The following is a 17,774-nucleotide window of genomic DNA, read 5'->3' as shown; positions in this document are numbered from 1 at the left end:
CTTCCGCCAAGAAAAACAAAGCCAGAAATGACAAAACGCCGCTCACAGCATTGGTATGGAAAACTCGACAAGGATGGCTTCATCCACCGGTCGTGGATGAAAAACCAGGGCTTTCCCGACCACGCTTTTGACGGGCGACCCATAATTGGCATCTGCAACACCTGGTCGGAACTGACCCCCTGCAACTCGGGCCTGCGCGATCTGGCCGAGGGCGTAAAACGCGGCGTGTGGGAGGCGGGCGGCTTTCCAGTAGAATTCCCCGTCATGTCGCTGGGTGAAACCCAGATGAAACCCACCGCGATGCTGTTCCGCAACCTGCTGGCCATGGATGTCGAAGAATCGATCCGCGCCTATGGTATTGACGGGGTCGTTCTGTTGGGCGGCTGCGACAAGACCACGCCAGGTCAGTTGATGGGGGCCGCGTCTGTCGATCTGCCTTCGATCGTCGTCAGTTCAGGCCCGATGCTGAACGGTAAATACCGCGGACAGGATATCGGGTCCGGCACCGATGTCTGGAAATTTTCCGAAGCGGTTCGGGCTGGCGAAATGACCTTGCAGGATTTCATGAACGCCGAATCCGGCATGTCGCGCAGCGCTGGCGTCTGCATGACCATGGGCACCGCGTCCACCATGGCGTCGCTGGTCGAGGCGATGGGCATGAGCCTGCCCACCAATGCCGCGCTTCCGGCGGTCGACGCCCGCCGCATGGCGCTGGCGCACATGACCGGCAAGCGCATCGTCGAGATGGTCGACGAAGACCTCAAGCCCTCGGACATCCTGACCAAAGAGGCGTTTGAGAACGCCATCCTCGCCAACGCGGCCGTAGGAGGCTCGACCAATGCGGTGGTTCACCTGCTGGCGCTGGCGGGACGTGTCGGGGTTGACCTGACCCTGAAAGACTTTGAAATCGGATCCGAAATCCCGCTGCTGGTCAACTGCATGCCGTCGGGCAAATACCTGATGGAAGACTTCTGCTACGCAGGCGGCATGCCGGTTGTACTGAATGAACTCAAATCGTTCCTGCGCCCGGCAAAGACGGTTCTGAACAAAGATATTTCAGCACATTACGAAGGGGCCGAGTGTTTCAATACCGACGTCATCCGTCCCTTCGATGATCCTGTAAAGCCCGCTGCGGGCCTGCGAGTCCTACGCGGCAACCTTGCGCCGAATGGGGCAATCGTCAAGCCTTCGGCGGCCACTGACGCGCTTCTTGAAACCGAGGGCGAGGCTTTCGTGTTCGACAACATCGAAGACCTGAAGGCCAATATCGACCGAGAAGACCTGCCAGTCACGGCCAAGAGCATCCTAGTGCTCAAAGGGTGTGGCCCCAAGGGGTATCCGGGCATGCCCGAGGTTGGCAACATGCCAATTCCGGCGAAACTGGTGAAAGAGGGTGTACGAGACATGATCCGGATCTCGGATGCCCGCATGTCGGGAACAGCCTATGGCACCGTCATTTTGCATGTCAGCCCCGAAGCACAGGCGGGTGGCACGCTGGCGCTGGTCAAAACCGGAGACCGCATCCGTGTTTCAGCCAGCAGCGGCGAACTGGAACTGCTTGTAGACGAAAACGAACTGGACGCCCGCCGCGCCGCGTGGCAACCGGATGATCCGCACTACACTCGCGGTTATGCAAAACTTTACATCGACCACGTGCTGCAAGCGGATCAGGGGGCGGATCTGGGTTTTCTTGTTGGCAAAGACACCCGCCTCGTGACCAGAGAGAGCCACTGATGACCCAACCAGCTACATTCCACGATCTCGACGGGGCCTCCGTCTATATCACCGGCGGCGGCTCGGGCGTTGGTGCGGCGCTGACAGATGGATTCATGACACAGGGGGCCAATGTGGCCTTCATTGGTCGGTCGGATGCCAGCGGGTTTGTCGAAGAGATGCGCGACAAGCACGGCCGCGCGCCGCTGTTCCTGCAAGGCGACATGACGGATACCGAACTGCTGCACGCGACGATGGTCAAAGCTGCCCAGGCTCATGGCCCTTTGAACGTCTTGGTGAACAATGCAGCCAACGACCAACGTCATACGCTTGAGGAAACCACGACGGAATTCTGGGACTGGATGATCGAGGTGAACCTGAAAGCCTATTATTTCGCGTGTCAGGAAGCCGCCCGGCAAATGAAAGATGGCGGGGCAATCATCAATTTCAGCTCGATCAGTTACATGATGGGCAATGCTGGCTATCCGATCTATACGACCTCGAATGCCGGGATCACGGGGATGACACGGTCATTGGCACGAGAACTGGGGCCCAGGAAAATCCGCGTAAACGCTCTGGCCCCCGGCTGGGTTCTGACGCAAAAACAGTTGGATAAATGGGCCACACCCGAGGATCTGGCGGCCCATTTGGACCGGCAATGTCTGAAAGAGCACCTGAAGCCCGAGGATATGATAGCACCAACACTTTTTCTGGCGTCCAGGGCCAGCCATGCGATGACCGGGCAATGTATGGCTGTTGATGGCGGCGTCGTGGTTTCGGGATGATGTTATGAATACTGAATGGATCGCCGTCGACTGGGGAACATCTCATTTACGGGCCTGGGCCATGCAGGGTTCGACCGCGCTGAACCATGCGCAATCCGACAAGGGCATGGCGCATGTCGGACCTGACGGGTTTCAAGCCGCCCTGCTGGATTTGATCGAAAACTGGCTGCCCGGCGCGCCGGTGGATGTGGTCGCTTGCGGAATGGTCGGCGCACGACAGGGCTGGGTGGAAGCCCCTTATTCGACCGTGCCGTCGGACCCCTTGCCGGATGTCCCGATCCGCGTACCTGGATCAGACCCGCGCATTCGGGCCTTTGTCATACCCGGTCTGAAACAGACAACCCCACCGGATGTGATGCGGGGTGAGGAAACCCAGATTGCCGGATTTCTGGGCGCGCGCCAGAATTGGGACGGCGTCATCTGCCTGCCCGGAACCCACACCAAATGGGTTCAGGTAAGCGCTGGCGAGGTTGTAAGCTTTCGTACCTTCATGACGGGTGAGTTGTTCGACCTGCTGTGTGGTCAGTCCGTGCTGCGGCACTCTGTAGGCCCGGGCTGGGACGAAGACGCCTTCGCCGAGGCGGTTGCGGACACGTTGTCAAAGCCCGAACAATTGGCTGCGCGTCTTTTCAACCTGCGAGCGGCGGACTTGCTGGAAGGTCAGGCCAAAGCCACCGCACGCGCGCGCCTTTCCGGAATGTTGATCGGGGCCGAACTGGCCGCGACACGGCCCTATTGGCTGGGGCAGCAACTGGCCGTTATCGGAGCAGAGGGCGTGTCGCAGACATATGCAACAGCCTTGCAACGGCAGGGCGCATTCGTGGAAACCGCAAACGCCACCGAGGCAACTCTGGCCGGGCTTGCGCTGGCCCGAAACATGACAAGGCAAACCGCATGAGCCGTCCCATCATCGCCATATTGCGTGGCTTGCAACCGCACGAAGCCAAAGCCGTTGGCCGCGCCATAATCGATGCCGGCATCGACCGGATCGAAGTGCCGCTCAATTCTCCGGATCCGCTCGACAGTATCAGCACTTTGGTTGATGCGTTTGGAAATCAGGCCCTGATCGGCGCGGGCACGGTTTTGACAGTCGATCAGGTGGACGCTGTGTCGACCGCCGGAGGCAAGTTGATCGTATCGCCCAACTATGACGCCGAGGTCATCAAGCGTTCCGTCGCGTTGGGCCTGCAAAACTGGCCGGGGGTTTACACCCCAACCGAAGCTTTTGCGGCCCTCAAGGCCGGGGCCACCGGGTTGAAGCTGTTCCCGGGGGTGATGGCTGGTCCGGCGGGTTTGGCCGCTTTACGACCGGTTTTGCCCATAGGCGCGCTTGTTTTTGCTGTTGGCGGTGCCGGACCCGACAATTTCGGGCAATGGATCAAAGCGGGCGCAGATGGCTTCGGGATAGGCTCTGCACTTTACAAACCCGGAATGGATGTCGCCGAAATCGCCGAGCGCGCCCGGCATATCGTTGCGGCCTATGACGAGGCCGCCGGATGAGCACCATTTTTGACGACCGCCCCTGCGAGTTGGGCGAAGGCCCGTTGTGGCATCCTGAAAGATGTCAGCTTTTCTGGTTCGATATCATCGGCAAACGCCTGATGACCCGCGAGCGGGACGCGCCAAAAAGCTGGAGCTTCGATGAACATGTCTCGGCCGCGGGCTGGGTGGATCGCGATACGCTTCTTATGGCGTCGGAAACGGGGCTGTGGCGTTTCGATTTGCAATCCGGAAAGCGGAACTTGATCACGCCTCTGGAAGCCGACAACCCCGTCACCCGTTCAAACGATGGCCGCGCCGATCCGTGGGGTGGGTTTTGGATCGGCACAATGGGCAAGCAGGCGGAACCTAGGGCCGGATCAATCTATCGCTTCTGGAAAGGTGAGTTGAGACGATTGGTTCCGGATGTAACAATCTCCAACGCGATCTGTTTTGCGCCCGATCGTTCGGTGGCCTATTTCTGTGACACCGCAACGAAACAAGTCAGGCGCTGGCGTCTGAACGCCGAAACCGGGTGGCCGGAAGGCGACAGCGCAGTTTTCTTGGATTTGCGCAAAGAAGGTCTGAACCCGGATGGTGCGGTCATCGATGCCCAGGGGAATATCTGGATTGCACAATGGGGTGCCAGCCGGATTGCGGCATACACGGCCGACGGCATGTTTCTGAAGGCCGTTGCATTTGACGCATCCCATACGTCATGTCCCGCTTTCGGGGGCGATGAACTGAATACGCTTTTCTGCACAACGGCCCGTCAGGGATTGAGCGCAGAAGCAATAGACAGCCAACCGACCAACGGCATGACCTTTGCCGCGCGAAACGCAGGTCAGGGTCAGGCAGAACACAAGGTCATCTTATGAAGCCGGAACTGGGCGTTTGTTATTATCCTGAACATTGGCCAGAGACGATGTGGGCCGACGATGCCGCGCAAATGGTCGAAACAGGCCTGACATGGGTGCGCATTGGCGAGTTCGCGTGGAGCCGCATCGAGCCGCAATCCGGCGTTTTTAAATTCGAATGGCTGGATCGCGCGATTGAGACACTCGGTGGAGCCGGATTGAAGGTCGTGCTGGGCACGCCAACCGCAACGCCGCCGCGCTGGATGTTGGACAAACACCCGGACATGCTGGCTGCCGATGAAAACGGCAACCCGCGCAAGTTCGGATCCCGGCGGCATTACTGCTTTAGCCATCAAGGCTATATCGACGAATCTACCCGTATCGCCCGGATATTGGGTGAACGGTACGGTAAGAACCCCCATGTGGTCGCGTGGCAGATTGACAATGAATATGGGTGTCACGACACCACTCTCAGTTACAGCGCAGCTGCCCAACAGGCGTTTCGCCATTGGCTGGTCGAACGGTATGGAACAATTGAAACGCTGAACCAAGCGTGGGGCAATGTGTTCTGGTCGATGGAATATCGCAACTTCAGCGAAATCGACCTGCCCAATCAAATCGTGACCGAGCCGAACCCGGCTCATGTACTGGCATTCCGGCGCTTCAGTTCGGATCAGGTCGCGGCCTTCAACAAAGCACAGGTGGATACGCTGCGACCGTTGACTGATGCGCCGCTCTTGCACAATTACATGGGCCGTATTCTGGACTTCGATCATTTCAAGGTTGGCGCGGATCTGGATATCGCCACCTGGGACAGTTATCCGATCGGTTTTCTGTCGGACCGGCTGGACGCCGACGACGCGCACAAGACCGCCTTTTTGCAACAGGGCGATCCGGACATGCAGGCGTTTCATCATGATCTCTACCGGGCGGTCGGGCGCGGCCGTTGGTGGGTGATGGAACAACAACCCGGCCCGGTGAATTGGGCACCGTATAATCCGGCGCCGCTGCCCGGAATGGTGCGGCTTTGGTCATTGGAGGCCGTTGCTCATGGCGCCGAGGTGGTGAGTTATTTCCGATGGCGGCAAGCCCCGTTTGCGCAAGAGCAAATGCATGCCGGCTTCATGACATCGAACAATCACCCTGCTGCTGCACTGGCAGAGGCCCGCCAGACCGCGGATGACCTGAACTTGTTGGGTGCGGTGCAACAGATACAGGCCAAAGTGGCCATTCTGTTCGATTACGCCTCGGACTGGGCGTGGTCCACACAACCACAAGGCGCGGGATTTGACTATTTCCGATTGGTTTTTTCGGCATATCGCGCGCTGCGACGGGCCGGTCTGTCGGTAGACTTTGTTTCGGCGAAGGACATTCCAGGCAATTACTCGGTGATCTTTGCCCCCGGTTTGGCCACAATGGATCCTGATGTGGAACAACGTCTGGCTGAGAGATGCGATCTTGCCATTCTGGGACCGCGCAGCGGCGCGATCACCCGCGATTTTCAAATCCCTGAAAAGGGCAGACCCGGTCTGAGCAGGATCGATTGCGATGTTGATCTGGTCGAAACTCTGCCGCCCACGGTTGAACGCGCGGTCAAGGGTGGCGGAACGGCGCAGCATTGGATCGACCGATTGTCAGGAACGGCCCAAGACCTGCTGAGTTTCGAAGACGGAACACCTGCTCTCAAGGCAGGGGACGGAATCTGGTACTTGGCAGGCTTCCCGGATGCAGACCTTTGGGATCGCGTGATAGCCATGGCGGCGGAAGAAGCCGAATTGACATTGCGCAGGATGCCGCAAGGCCTGCGACTGCGCGAGACGGCCAATCATGACTTCCTGATCAACTACAACGCGGGGCCGGTGGATTGGAACGGGCTCACCGTCGAAGGTTGTGACGTCAAAATCCTGAAACGCAATCCGCCCGAACCGACCTGAGGTCAGTCCGGGCGGGTGCCGAGGTTACGAAGCTGCGCCGCTAATCGTCGCTTTGCAGGCTATTGGGGTCAAACACCCCGCCGAAACCACTGTTGTTGGACGGAGCGCTTTCGGAGTCAGACCCACCATCTGCGCCTTCGTTTTCGTCACCCCCTAAAGAGTTCGGTGCAAAAACATTGCCAAAGCCGCTGTTGTTCGACGGTTTCGGGGTGGTTTGAACACCGCCCTGTTCCGCTTCTTCAGCTTCGCGTTGCTTGAGGCGTTCTTCACGCTGTTTGCGCAACTCCTGAATACGCTGTTCCGCTTCCAACTTCTTCTGCTCGCGGACATCAGCGATACACTGCGCCGGATTGTAGGTGGCCGCAGTGCCGACAACTGTGATCGTTGCGACGGCAAATACAACCAGCAGAACCGCTGCCATGTTGCCGGAAAAGAAGCTGGGCAGTTTGATCTTGCCGGCCAGCTCTTCAACCGTCGCGTTCTTGCGCGCCGCTGCCACCAGTTCCTGACGTTTCAGCTTGGCTTCGTTCAGCAGAGCGAAGAACACTGTCAGCGCCACGATGATGAAGGCCAGCGCCGAGATCGCGGGTGTGATGCCATAACGGACCTTTTGGGCCAGTTCGATCGTCAACGTCGGGTATTCACCGAAGGTAAAGGTGGTGGTGTTGTAGTTTTCGAACGATGCGAGGAACGCCAACACCGCTGCCGATGCAATCGCCGGGCGCATGAACGGCAACAGGATCTTGCGGAAGGCCTGGGCGTGGCTGGCGCCAAGGTCCAGCGCAGCCTCGGTCAAGGCCACGTCGTAGCGCTGCAAGCGTGCCACCAACACCAGCATGCAGTAGCTGGCGATAAAGGTTGATTGGCCGATCACCGTCAGAAAAATGCCATTTGACAGGAAGCTGTCCGCCCCCAGTCCCAGCATCCGGTTGATACGATCCCAGAACACCAGCGTCGAGATACCCAGAACAACACCCGGGATCAGGATCGGAGCGATAATGATCGTATAGTAAGTCGCCCGAAGTTTTGGCCAGATCTGGGTCAGCATCAGTGCACCCGCCAGACCCATGGCCACTGACAGGATGACCGTGCCGATCCCGATGATCAGTGAGTTCTTGATGCCGTTCAGGATGCGCTGATCCTGAAACAGCTCGCCAAACCACTGGAAGGTCAGACATTCCCACGGGCTCATCCGCGGGAAGCCGGACGAGTTGAACGCGGTGATCGACATGATCACAAGCGGCCCCAGCAGATACAGGAAGAAGATCGCCAGATATACCCAGATGCTTATGCGGAGAAAGGAATTGTTCATTTCCCGATATCCCCCATGTTCACTTTGAACAGGCGCATCATGGCCAGCACGAACAGGATACAGGTCACCAGCAGGACGATCGCGTAAGCAGCCCCTTGCGGCCAGTCGTTGTTATCGTTGAACTGCTGATAGATCAGCTGTGTGAACCACAGCGACGACGGCCCGCCCAGGATCTGCGGTGCCGCCAGCGCGCCCGCAGACAGCATGAACACCATCGTACAGCCCGAACTGATCCCTGGCTTGGCATATGGAATGACCACACGCCAATGTATCCGCCACCACGGCGCACCAAGGTCGCGCGCGGCTTCGATCTGATTTTTGTCCAGGCTTTCTATGACGTTATACATTGGGAAGATCATCAGCAGAATATAGGCATAACCCAGCCCGGCATAGAGCGCGATATCGTTCCGGATGAAGTCGAACGGCGTATCCCAGACCCCCAGCCCCACGAACAACGTGTTCAGAACACCGGTTTCACCGAAGATAATGCGCAACGCAAAGGCGCGCAGGATTTCGTTGATCCAGTAAGGGATGATCAGCATGATCGCGAAGATGCGGATATGGCTGCCTTCGGACTGCCCCAGATAGTAGGCGATCGGATAGCAGATGATCAGGTTGAAAATCGTGACGCAAACGGCCGCCACGAGGGTGCGGAAGAACACCCGCAGGTCAACCGTGTTGTAATCCTGACTGCCGCCTTCAGGGCCGTATATCAGGTACTTGTAGTTTTCCAGCGTATAGACGTCCTTCGGCCCGCCAATCTCTGGAGGCGGGAGGTTTGGACGGAACGAGAAATCCAGCATCGACAGCTGCGGCAGGATGATAAGGCCGATGGTCCAGAACAGAACCAGACCCAGGATCGCCAAACCCATACCGGTGCCGTTGCGATTGAAGAATTCTTTCAGGAATCGGGGCATGAGATCGTCCCCCTATTCCGCTGCCAGTTCACCGGCAGGAACGATGACCGCGTTATGCGTCTCGTATTCCAGCGTGATGTTCTGTCCGGTGTGGTCCTCAAAAGATTGCCCATGGTTGGGGATCGAGACCTTGATTTCTTTTCCGCCTTCACCTTCTGTGAAGATGTTAAAGACGTTGCCCTCGAACTCTTCATGATTGACCCGGGCGGTGACGAAGTGATCGCCCGTTGCGCCATCGGGGGCAATCGCAAAGGCCTCGGGACGGATGAACATCATCGCGTCATCACCTTCTTTCATCTTGCCCTGATTGGCCGTCGAAATCCTTGCCACCAGATCACCCGAACGGTTGGTCGCGATCAAAGCTTCCTTGCCCATCACTTGCTTGATTTTCCCGCGGAACACATTGTTTTCGCCAACGAATGAAGCCGCGAAAGCCGTGTTGGGATCGTTGTAAATCGTCTTCCCGTCGGCGATTTGATCAATCACACCGGCACGCATGACGGCGATATTGTCTGACATGGTCAGCGCTTCGCCCTGGTCGTGCGTGATGTAGATGAAGGTAATGCCCACGCGCTGCTGAATTTCACGCAACTCGGTCCGCATGTGCTGGCGCAGCTTCAGGTCAAGTGCCGAAAGGGGCTCGTCCAGCAACAACACGTCTGGCTCAGCGCAGAGTGCCCGGGCAATAGCAACACGCTGACGTTGACCGCCTGATAATTCGCTTGGCAGCTTGTCCCCTTGCCCCGGTAACGCAATCATGTCCAGAAGCTCATCGGCGCGCCTGCGGCGTTCGGCAGCACTGGCCCCTTTGATTTCCATGGAAAACGTGATGTTTTCCCAGACCTTCATCAGCGGGAACAATGCGAGGTTCTGAAAGATCAGCGCCGTTGGACGCTTGTTGGGCCCGATGCCACGCATATTGTTGCCACCAATCAGGACGTTGCCTTCGCTTGGTTCAAGAAAGCCGGACACTGCCCTCAGAATGGTTGTTTTTCCGCAGCCCGATGGCCCGAGGAAAGAAAAGAAATCGCCCCCGTTGATGTTGACGTTTGCATCGCGCACGGCGACAAAGTCGCCGAAACGGATCCACAGGTTTTCCAGATCGACTCCGACCCCTGCACTCATTTTTGGTTTCTCCCTGAGGTGCGTGTTGTCACCACACAGTATTAGTGTCCGCCACGCCGGGACGGCGCGCAGATGGGTGCCCCCCGCAGGATGCGGAGGGCGAAGGTTCGGAACGCTTAAGCGCTCTTGAACTTGTTGACGAACTCAGTCCGGGTTTCAGCATACCACGGCGCTTCTGCAGGCCACGGATTGAGATTGGCCAGCGAGTCGCCCGGATAGGCCTCGGCAAAGTTCTTCTTGTAGGTGTCGCCGGAATACTGGTCGGCTCCCAATACCGGCGAGTTGTAGCCGTGGCTGTCAATCGCAACACCGGCCGGCTTGGCCTGATAGGCAAAGTCGATGAAAGCGTAAACCTGATCGATATTCGCGGCACCAGTCGGCATGGACATACCATCCACCCAAGCCATAGCACCTTCGACAGGCGCCTGATAGTGTACTGGCTCGCCTGCGGATTTCAGTGCAAGGGGTGGGCCGTCCCAAGTTTGGCCAACAATAACGCCTTCGTTCAGAAGACCGTTCTTCTGTGTGTCGGCGTCGTTCCAGATCAATTTGATGCGGTCCTTGCGTGCAACGCACCAGTCGGTGATCTGGCCCCAAACCTTGCGCATGGTGTCTTCATCACCATATGCCGCCCAGACCGAACCCGGCTCCATCTCGCCAGCGCGTTCCATGTAAAGGCCGGCACCCAGCATCATGGAATGCGCGCGGCCCATGGTTTTACCGGCGTTCGCTTCCGACCACACGTCGCCATAGGACGGCGCATCACCATCCGGCAGCCACAGGTCAGTACGGTAAGCGATACCTTCTGTACCCCAGATATGCGGCAGCCAGTGCGCACCTGAATCGCCAAAGTTCCACGCATCAGTGCCAATCTTGGCCATGGCAGGGTTCACCAGATCGATCGGAACCCGGTTCATGTCGAAGGGCTGGAGCAGCTCCAGCGGTTCCCACTGCAACGACCGGTTGTTGGTCGGTGAAACGATATCAAAACCCTGGCCCTTGGTGGCCTTCATCTTGTTGATGATCTCTTCGTTCGAGCCGATACCGGTATAGTTCACCTTGATTCCAGTAAGCGTCTCAAACTCTTCGATGAAGCTGGGCGGCAGGTAGTCCGACCACATCAGAATGTTGATTTCGCCCGACGACGCCAGAGCGCTCTTGCTGTAAAGGGGTGCCGCAAGTGCCGCGGCACCTGCGCCTTTCAACACAGAGCGTCTCGAAAATGAAGAATGTTTAGCCATAGGTGATCTCCCATTGTTGGATGAGTTTGTTTTTGTATTTTTATTCATAGGACTTTCTGTGCCCGTTCGTCAGTCCAAAAGTGACAGTTTACGGAATTCTTATGTCCAGTTTTTGTTCTTGACACGTTTCGGTTGAATTTCAGAGCGTTAGTTTACCTGCCATACGGTAAAATCGCGCGCGCCAACCGGATCCGAGCCGATCAAAATTCGTCGTGATCCACCACCAGGCAGGGGTTTGGACATGTCACCAAAATTGAAAGCAAACTGCAACGTACCGAGTCGGGTTACGCGTAGGTCTGGATCGCAGTCCAGAGGCTTCAGCCCTGCCCATTCCAAGACATCGCGCATAATCTCGTGCACGAGCGCACCGCCGGGTACCATGGCCAGATATGTCGCACGATCCGACCGGACGACCGCTGGGCTGGCGTCGCAATAGGCACTTTTGAAGCGCGCCAGGACATTTGCCTCGGTCTCGACGATTTCACGCCAACCGCCAAAGCCAAAAAGCTGACCGTTCTGCAACTGCACGGATTCCCTTGCAATATCCGGGAGCGATTCGACACGGACGACACGGACGCCGATCAGATCCGCCAACGCACCCGGCGCCAGACTCGAAGGGGTCTGCATTTGAGCTGTCTTGCTGCCGGATCGGGCACCAATCAAAAGCTTTGCCCCCGAAACCTCAAGTCTTGCGGCCAGATCCGGGGTCACGATCATGCTTTGCGGCAGCACGATCAGTGCGTAACCTTCCAAACCATCCTCGGGACCCACAAAATCAATGTCCACCCCCAGACAGCGCAAGGCGGTGTACCATTCGCGGAAGATATGGGAATTGGGGAAGTCATCATCATGCGGCAGAATATCGGCCGCCCAGATCGAAGCGTAATCCAGCATCATCGCCACCGAGGCTTTAACGCGCGTCGTTGACGGCAGGTTTTCGCGATCCTTCACAATCTGAGCCAGTTCGAGCGCGGCTTGATCCAGACTGTCATCCGAGCGCAGCAAGGCTGTATGGTATTGTTCCTGCGCGAACTTTGCCTGGCGCCATCGAAAAAACATCACAGCTTGCGCGCCGTGTGCATATGCGGCCCAGGTCCAAAGCCGAACCATCCCTTCGGCTGGGGAAGGGTTTTGTGCCGCCCAGTCCACCGGCCCCGGTTGCTGTTCCAACACCCATACCCGCCCCCGCCCCTGACTGCGATACAAGTCGCAATGAAATCCCTGATAATCAGGCGCGCCGGTTCGCAGATAACGGCGCTTTTCCTTCTCTGACAGGGTTGAGCCCATCAGATTACCCAGCGGGTAGCTGTCAAAGCCGACGATATCCAGATCGGCGGCCACTGCGTGGTGATCGAATTCGAAACTACCGGCCATGAAATTGTGCGTGATATCTCGACCCGGCGCATGTTCGCGCAGCACGTCCACCTGTGCCTTGTTGAACAACCGCACCCGGTCCGAAGAATAGCGCCTGAAATCAAGGGCATGGGTGGGGTTGGGTGCAGCGACCAAACCGTTGGGCAGTTCAATCTGGTCAAAGCCGGAATAGCGGCTCCCCCAAAACACGGTCCCCCAGACCTCGTTCAGTGCGTCGATTGTGCCGTATCGTTGTGCCAGCCAGCGCCGAAAGCCAGACCGCGCGGCATCGGAATAGCTGAGAACGGTGTCGTGGTCGTTGTACTCATTGTCGATTTGCCAGGCATGGACATGCGGGTTCTGGCCATATCGGCTGGCATATTCCGTCGCGATCCTTTTCGCCTCGGCCAGGTACACGTCACTGGAAAAACAATAATGTCTGCGGGAACCATAGCCCCTGACCCGGCCGTCAGGGCCAACCGGCAGAATTTCGGGATGCTCATCAATCAGCCATTTGGGTGGCGCAGCCGTTGGAGTCGACATCATGACCCGCAGGCCAGCCCGCCCCAGAATCTCGATGACGTCATCCAACCAGTCCCAGTGAAACCGGCCGCGTTCCGGTTCAATCAGACCCCAGGTGAACTCGGCGATCCGAACCCAATCCAAACCCATCTCGGCCATCCGCGCGGCGTCACTGCGCCACTGGGACGGGTCCCATTGTTCGGGGTAGTAGCAAACCCCAAGCTCCAGTTTGCTCATCGGTTGTCCTTTGCCGTGCGCCGTTCGATCCATTTCAGGAAGCTTGCGCAACAGAGGGTGAGTACCACGTACAGAATTGCTGCCGTATTGAACGGCGCAAAGGGCAGAAAGCTTGCTGCCTGAAACTCTCGCATCCTTTGGGTCATGTCGCGGACGGACAGAATGGACAGCAACGAGGTATCCTTGATCATCGCGATAAATTCGTTGCCCAATGGCGGGGTGACGATCCGCAGGGCTTGTGGCAGAACGATCAGCCGCGCCGTCTGCCAGCGCGACAAGCCCAGCGAACTGCCTGCTTCCAGCTGCCCTTTCGGGATGGCCTCGATCCCAGATCGGAATATTTCGGCCATATAGGCCGAATACCCGACCGAAATCGCGATGATCCCGCGTGTCATGTTGGTCATATCAATGCCGCCGCCCGTAGCATCCTTGACCGCGCCCGCCAAGGGCAGGCCGATGTAAAGAATGATAACCAACATCGGAATGCCGCGTATCGTGTCCACGAAAAATTCGGCCCCGACCGCCAAAGGATGCAGCTTGTGCTGTGCGCCGCCAATGGTCAGCGTCAGCAGCAGAAAGCCGAAAACAGCAAAAGCCAGAGCGGGATTCCGGTATTTGTCAGGCAGGAAACTGGTCTGCCACAGAACCGGATAGCCTTGTGAATGAGCATCCACGGGAACAAACGCTCCGGAAACGCTGTCGACGGTTTCAATCTGCTCGAGGGCGGCCGCCGCATCAGTGGCGCTGCGTATGCGGTATTGTTGGTCGCCGGCACCGTCGAACTCTCCAAACCGGATGATGTCAGCCTGCGCCTGTGGTGTGCCGCGCACAATGGCGATGCGCCCTTCGGTGCTTCCGACCAGAACGTAACTGACCTGCGGCTGCATGAAGAAAAAGGCTGATATCGCAAGCAATGCCAGGCTGATGGAACCATACAGAATCGTGGTGCGCGCCCGTGGTTTGAACGATTGCAGCCCCACCCAGATCAAGCCCAGAATGGCCGAGAAGATATAGGCGAAGATGGCTGCGCGAAACGTAATGGCAACGCCCGTCGCGAACTGCCAGTGGGCCATGAACATCAGATAGAACAAAACCGCACCGGTAAGGCATTCCAGCCCCAAAAGAACGCGCCTGCGCCAAGGGGGTTGCAACCGCGCCGACAGCAGGCTCAAGGCGACAACGGCCGTGTATGCGGCCAGAAGAACTTGCAGTCCTGTTTGAACCTGGGTCACGACTTCGGGATACAACACCCACGTCTGACTGGACCGGTCGATCAGGGTTGATGTGTTCTCGCTGAGCGCATGAAAGAAAACGGATTCCGCGAAGGGCATCAAAAGCTGTGGAGATACAAAGCTCATGATCAAAAGCGCAATTGATGTGGGCAGCGCCGCAAGGGCCGAAACGCGCAACCAACCTGGGGCGTGATTGGAAAAACGTACATGCCGGGCGCAGAGATATCCAAGGATTGCAACCGAGACGATCAGCAGAAAGCCGACGAAAATCGGCCCTGCATTGTTGCCGATCCCCAGAATTGCAATCAGAGATCGCAGATATTTCGAGGATGTGGCGAACAGATAGATGATGAAGGGGGCGGCTGCGAGCAATACAAGATTGCTCGGGCGGATCGTGCTGAGACGCGACATGGAACTTCTCCGCTGAAACATGGCCCGGCAACGGCTGCCTCCGGGCCCGGAAGGGCTTGAAGGATCAGTTTGTGCCCCAGTATTTGGCCTTCAGCGTGTCCAGCGTGCCGTCTTCCTGAATGGCGGCGAGACCGGCATTGATTGCATCCACCGTCGGGTCACCTTCCTGAAACACGATACCCAATGGATCCGATTGCAGGCCTGTGATGCCCACGGTCAGTTCTCCGGCAAACTCCTGCTCGTAGGCCGCGGCAGAGGTGCCATCAATGATCACCCCTTGCACGTCTGCGTTCTGAAGCGCCAGAATAGCCGCCGAGAAGTTGTCGTAGAGGCTGACATTCTCGCGCCCTACAAGCTCTTCCGCCAGTTGGGCGTTGGTCGTCGCGGTTTGTGCCGCCAGTTTCTGGCCACCCGCTTTGAAATCCTCAAGCGTCATATCCGCGTTGTCGACTTGCAGCAAAATGGCCTGACTGACAACGATGTACGGTTCGGAAAAGTCCATAGTTTCTTCACGTTCGGGCGTGATCGATACGCCCGAGATGACAAGGTCGAACTCACCCTGTTGAAGCGCCGCAAAGATGCCGTCCCAAGCGGTGTTTACGAAATTCGGAACGCAATTGATCTTTTCACAGATTGCATTCATCACATCGACATCAAAACCTACGATTTCACCGGTTGTTTCGTCGACGGTTTCCATCGGGGGATAGGTTGCATCCGTTCCGATCTTGAGAACGCGACCTTCCAGATCGGCGGCAAAAGCCGCCGGCGCTGTCAGCATTGCAAGCGTTGCAACGGCAAATAGATTTTTGAACATGTTCGGTTTCTCCTCTGATGGCTCAGTTGGTCTACGCCATGCCCGGCGCCGGGGTGTCAGGTTGCCGCTCGATCAATGTGGCCCTGATCTTTTTTTGCGTTTCCGACGGATCAACGCCGTCCAGTGCTTTAAGCATGAATTCCCCCAGCATGCGGCTGGTCTCGCCTATCGGCAAATAGTAGGTGCTGGGCGGGGGTATGAAATACTGGCTAAGCTTCAGATCGTCGTTTGAAATAACAACGACATCCCTGCCGACCTGAACGCCCATGTCGGCCGCAGCGGACAAGGCGCCAAGGGTCATCGCCTCGTTCGCGCAAATGATGGCGCTTGGCCGGTTGTGCATTCGCATGAGCGCCGCAAAGGCCCTTTGCCCGGTCTTCGCCGTGGTCGGGCCGGGATAAACAAGGGCCGGGTCAAACTCCATGCTACCTGCTGTCAGAGCATCTGAATACCCCTGGCGACGTTGACGGGCATAGATCAGGTCATCCGGCGGGTTGATAAGCGCAATCCGCTTATGCCCCAATGCCAGCAGCCGAGCCGTTGCATCAAAAGCAGCAGCCTGACTGTCGAGATCCACGTAAGGATGTGGTTGGGCACTGTCACTCATCCCGTATGTGACAAACGGAAAACCTTTATCTTGCAGATAGGCGATACGCGGGTCATTCACGCGAGTTCCGGAAAAGATCACGCCGTCTGCCAACCCTTCCTGCACGATGGAATGTAGGGTCTGCAATGCGGCTTCAACATCTCGTACACTGAAGACGCTCAACTCATAGCGTGACCCTTGAACCGCGTCGGATATTCCGGCCAGAATCCGGGTAAACTCCACACCCTCCCACTCTTCAGCGGCACTGCCCGAAACGCTGACCAATACCGCAATCCTGTAGGATTTATTGGTGCGCAGTTTCAGGCCATCCAGATTGACCCGATACCCAAGCTCGGACGCCGCCTTTTGGATCTCCTCCCGCGTTTCCCGTTTTACCGAAGAAGCGCCGCGCAGTGCGTTTGAAACCGTGCCGACTGAATAGCCGGTCATACGGGCGATCGATTTGATCGTTGCCCGCGCCATCAGCCGATACCCCCAAGCCGTTCAGTCAAAAACGACCGCCCCGTTTGCAAGGTGCGCCTGTGATCGGCGGTTTCATCATGCTCGACGAAAAGGTCGGTGCACTTGGTGGTTGAAAGGGCTCGTATCGTGGCGTCCCAATCGACAACACCCTCACCCGGATTGCGCCAGCGCCTGTCGCCTGATCCGCCCCGCGGATCCACGTCCTTTGCATGAACAGACAGGATGCGATCCGCATGGCGCGCCAGTAGGTCAGCCGCGTCCTGACCAGCCGCGACGATCCAACCTATATCAGGCTGCCAATAGATGTTTTCTTGCGCCAGAATCTGTTCAAGAGGCGTTTTTCCCGGCGCCCCGAACAGATCAAAATCGTGGTTGTGATAGGCCAGACTGATGCCGTGATCCCTCAGTCGATCCGCCCAATCGGACAACTGGCCCGACACTGCCTTCCATCCCTCGACAGTGCCGGGCCGCGCCTGTAGCGCCAGCCAAGGCATGACCGCCACCTGGCATTCCAAAAGGTGCAGTACTGCAACGATGTCGTCGAAACGCTCGTGGAACTCTTCCCAATCGAAATGTGCAGAACGAAGGTTAAGACCTGATTGATGGACGATGCGCGCCATCTCTTGCGGTGTCATGTCATGCAGACCGGTGGTTTCGATATCCGAAAACCCGCAAGCGGAAACCAACTTCAGTTGGTCCGAGAGGCCACCGCATTGCCGAACCGTGTAAAGCTGCGCCGATACCCGCATTTTTCACCATTGAAACGTTTCAAT

Annotated in this window: 15 protein-coding genes; 6 read left to right on the top strand and 9 right to left on the bottom strand. The window is 57.5% G+C overall.

Annotated features, from left to right (window positions below):
- Positions 1-27 precede the first annotated feature (27 nt).
- From ACR0E2_RS10510 to ACR0E2_RS10485, 6 genes are read left to right on the top strand one after another with little or no spacing between them, the layout of a single operon-like run.
- The gene (locus ACR0E2_RS10510) at positions 28-1,734 is read left to right on the top strand and encodes an IlvD/Edd family dehydratase (RefSeq protein WP_480446363.1); all 1,707 of its coding nucleotides are present in this window, start codon (positions 28-30) and stop codon (positions 1,732-1,734) included.
- Complete coding sequence (locus tag ACR0E2_RS10505; RefSeq protein WP_480446362.1) at positions 1,734-2,498, top strand: SDR family NAD(P)-dependent oxidoreductase; 765 nt, start codon at positions 1,734-1,736, stop codon at positions 2,496-2,498. Before ACR0E2_RS10510 ends, ACR0E2_RS10505 begins: the two co-directional genes overlap by 1 nt.
- Before the next feature lie 4 nt (positions 2,499-2,502).
- A complete protein-coding gene (locus ACR0E2_RS10500) occupies positions 2,503-3,396 on the top strand; it encodes a 2-dehydro-3-deoxygalactonokinase (RefSeq protein WP_480446361.1) in 894 nt (297 codons plus the stop codon).
- Positions 3,393-3,998 (top strand): 2-dehydro-3-deoxy-6-phosphogalactonate aldolase, encoded by a 606-nt coding sequence (locus tag ACR0E2_RS10495; protein WP_480446360.1) that lies wholly within the window; start codon positions 3,393-3,395, stop codon positions 3,996-3,998. Before ACR0E2_RS10500 ends, ACR0E2_RS10495 begins: the two co-directional genes overlap by 4 nt.
- Complete coding sequence (locus tag ACR0E2_RS10490; RefSeq protein ID WP_480446359.1) at positions 3,995-4,855, top strand: SMP-30/gluconolactonase/LRE family protein; 861 nt, start codon at positions 3,995-3,997, stop codon at positions 4,853-4,855. Before ACR0E2_RS10495 ends, ACR0E2_RS10490 begins: the two co-directional genes overlap by 4 nt.
- Positions 4,852-6,768 (top strand): beta-galactosidase, encoded by a 1,917-nt coding sequence (locus tag ACR0E2_RS10485; protein WP_480446358.1) that lies wholly within the window; start codon positions 4,852-4,854, stop codon positions 6,766-6,768. The genes ACR0E2_RS10490 and ACR0E2_RS10485 overlap by 4 nt, the downstream gene beginning before the upstream one ends.
- Positions 6,769-6,808: 40 nt before the next feature.
- On the opposite strand, the gene ACR0E2_RS10480 is transcribed toward ACR0E2_RS10485, so the two are convergent.
- The 9 genes from ACR0E2_RS10480 to ACR0E2_RS10440 all read right to left on the bottom strand — a co-directional run bounded on the left by ACR0E2_RS10480 (position 6,809) and on the right by ACR0E2_RS10440 (position 17,750).
- A complete protein-coding gene (locus ACR0E2_RS10480) occupies positions 6,809-8,080 on the bottom strand; it encodes an ABC transporter permease (RefSeq protein ID WP_480446357.1) in 1,272 nt (423 codons plus the stop codon).
- Positions 8,077-8,997: an ABC transporter permease gene (locus tag ACR0E2_RS10475; protein ID WP_171119259.1), complete on the bottom strand. Its 921-nt coding sequence runs from the start codon at positions 8,995-8,997 to the stop codon at positions 8,077-8,079. The genes ACR0E2_RS10480 and ACR0E2_RS10475 overlap by 4 nt, the downstream gene beginning before the upstream one ends.
- Positions 8,998-9,009: 12 nt before the next feature.
- A complete protein-coding gene (locus ACR0E2_RS10470) occupies positions 9,010-10,122 on the bottom strand; it encodes an ABC transporter ATP-binding protein (protein ID WP_152460254.1) in 1,113 nt (370 codons plus the stop codon).
- 116 nt (positions 10,123-10,238) lie between these two features.
- Positions 10,239-11,363 (bottom strand): extracellular solute-binding protein, encoded by a 1,125-nt coding sequence (locus ACR0E2_RS10465; protein WP_480446356.1) that lies wholly within the window; start codon positions 11,361-11,363, stop codon positions 10,239-10,241.
- Between the two features lie 147 nt (positions 11,364-11,510).
- The gene (locus tag ACR0E2_RS10460; RefSeq protein WP_480446355.1) at positions 11,511-13,475 is read right to left on the bottom strand and encodes a beta-galactosidase; all 1,965 of its coding nucleotides are present in this window, start codon (positions 13,473-13,475) and stop codon (positions 11,511-11,513) included.
- Positions 13,472-15,118: an amino acid ABC transporter permease gene (locus ACR0E2_RS10455; protein ID WP_480446354.1), complete on the bottom strand. Its 1,647-nt coding sequence runs from the start codon at positions 15,116-15,118 to the stop codon at positions 13,472-13,474. The genes ACR0E2_RS10460 and ACR0E2_RS10455 overlap by 4 nt, the downstream gene beginning before the upstream one ends.
- Before the next feature lie 64 nt (positions 15,119-15,182).
- Positions 15,183-15,932, bottom strand: a complete 750-nt coding sequence (locus tag ACR0E2_RS10450) for a basic amino acid ABC transporter substrate-binding protein (RefSeq protein WP_480446353.1) — start codon at positions 15,930-15,932, stop codon at positions 15,183-15,185.
- A gap of 31 nt (positions 15,933-15,963) precedes the next feature.
- The gene (locus ACR0E2_RS10445) at positions 15,964-17,001 is read right to left on the bottom strand and encodes a LacI family DNA-binding transcriptional regulator (RefSeq protein WP_480446352.1); all 1,038 of its coding nucleotides are present in this window, start codon (positions 16,999-17,001) and stop codon (positions 15,964-15,966) included.
- A complete protein-coding gene (locus tag ACR0E2_RS10440; RefSeq protein WP_480446351.1) occupies positions 17,001-17,750 on the bottom strand; it encodes a sugar phosphate isomerase/epimerase family protein in 750 nt (249 codons plus the stop codon). Before ACR0E2_RS10440 ends, ACR0E2_RS10445 begins: the two co-directional genes overlap by 1 nt.
- Positions 17,751-17,774 lie beyond the last annotated feature (24 nt).

This window comes from Ruegeria sp. A4, assembly GCF_056543025.1.
The sequence above is the reverse complement of the archived record's forward strand: the minus strand, read 5'-3'. Positions and strand labels throughout refer to the sequence as shown.

Coding starts and splice junctions, on each gene's coding strand:
- ACR0E2_RS10465 (WP_480446356.1), bottom strand. CDS start 11,363: ATGGCTAAACATTCTTCATTTTCGAGACGCTCTGTGTTGAAAGGCGCA.
- ACR0E2_RS10505 (WP_480446362.1), top strand. CDS start 1,734: ATGACCCAACCAGCTACATTCCACGATCTCGACGGGGCCTCCGTCTAT.
- ACR0E2_RS10450 (WP_480446353.1), bottom strand. CDS start 15,932: ATGTTCAAAAATCTATTTGCCGTTGCAACGCTTGCAATGCTGACAGCG.
- ACR0E2_RS10490 (WP_480446359.1), top strand. CDS start 3,995: ATGAGCACCATTTTTGACGACCGCCCCTGCGAGTTGGGCGAAGGCCCG.
- ACR0E2_RS10460 (WP_480446355.1), bottom strand. CDS start 13,475: ATGAGCAAACTGGAGCTTGGGGTTTGCTACTACCCCGAACAATGGGAC.
- ACR0E2_RS10475 (WP_171119259.1), bottom strand. CDS start 8,997: ATGCCCCGATTCCTGAAAGAATTCTTCAATCGCAACGGCACCGGTATG.
- ACR0E2_RS10510 (WP_480446363.1), top strand. CDS start 28: ATGACAAAACGCCGCTCACAGCATTGGTATGGAAAACTCGACAAGGAT.
- ACR0E2_RS10500 (WP_480446361.1), top strand. CDS start 2,503: ATGAATACTGAATGGATCGCCGTCGACTGGGGAACATCTCATTTACGG.
- ACR0E2_RS10480 (WP_480446357.1), bottom strand. CDS start 8,080: ATGAACAATTCCTTTCTCCGCATAAGCATCTGGGTATATCTGGCGATC.
- ACR0E2_RS10470 (WP_152460254.1), bottom strand. CDS start 10,122: ATGAGTGCAGGGGTCGGAGTCGATCTGGAAAACCTGTGGATCCGTTTC.
- ACR0E2_RS10440 (WP_480446351.1), bottom strand. CDS start 17,750: ATGCGGGTATCGGCGCAGCTTTACACGGTTCGGCAATGCGGTGGCCTC.
- ACR0E2_RS10485 (WP_480446358.1), top strand. CDS start 4,852: ATGAAGCCGGAACTGGGCGTTTGTTATTATCCTGAACATTGGCCAGAG.
- ACR0E2_RS10495 (WP_480446360.1), top strand. CDS start 3,393: ATGAGCCGTCCCATCATCGCCATATTGCGTGGCTTGCAACCGCACGAA.
- ACR0E2_RS10445 (WP_480446352.1), bottom strand. CDS start 17,001: ATGGCGCGGGCAACGATCAAATCGATCGCCCGTATGACCGGCTATTCA.
- ACR0E2_RS10455 (WP_480446354.1), bottom strand. CDS start 15,118: ATGTCGCGTCTCAGCACGATCCGCCCGAGCAATCTTGTATTGCTCGCA.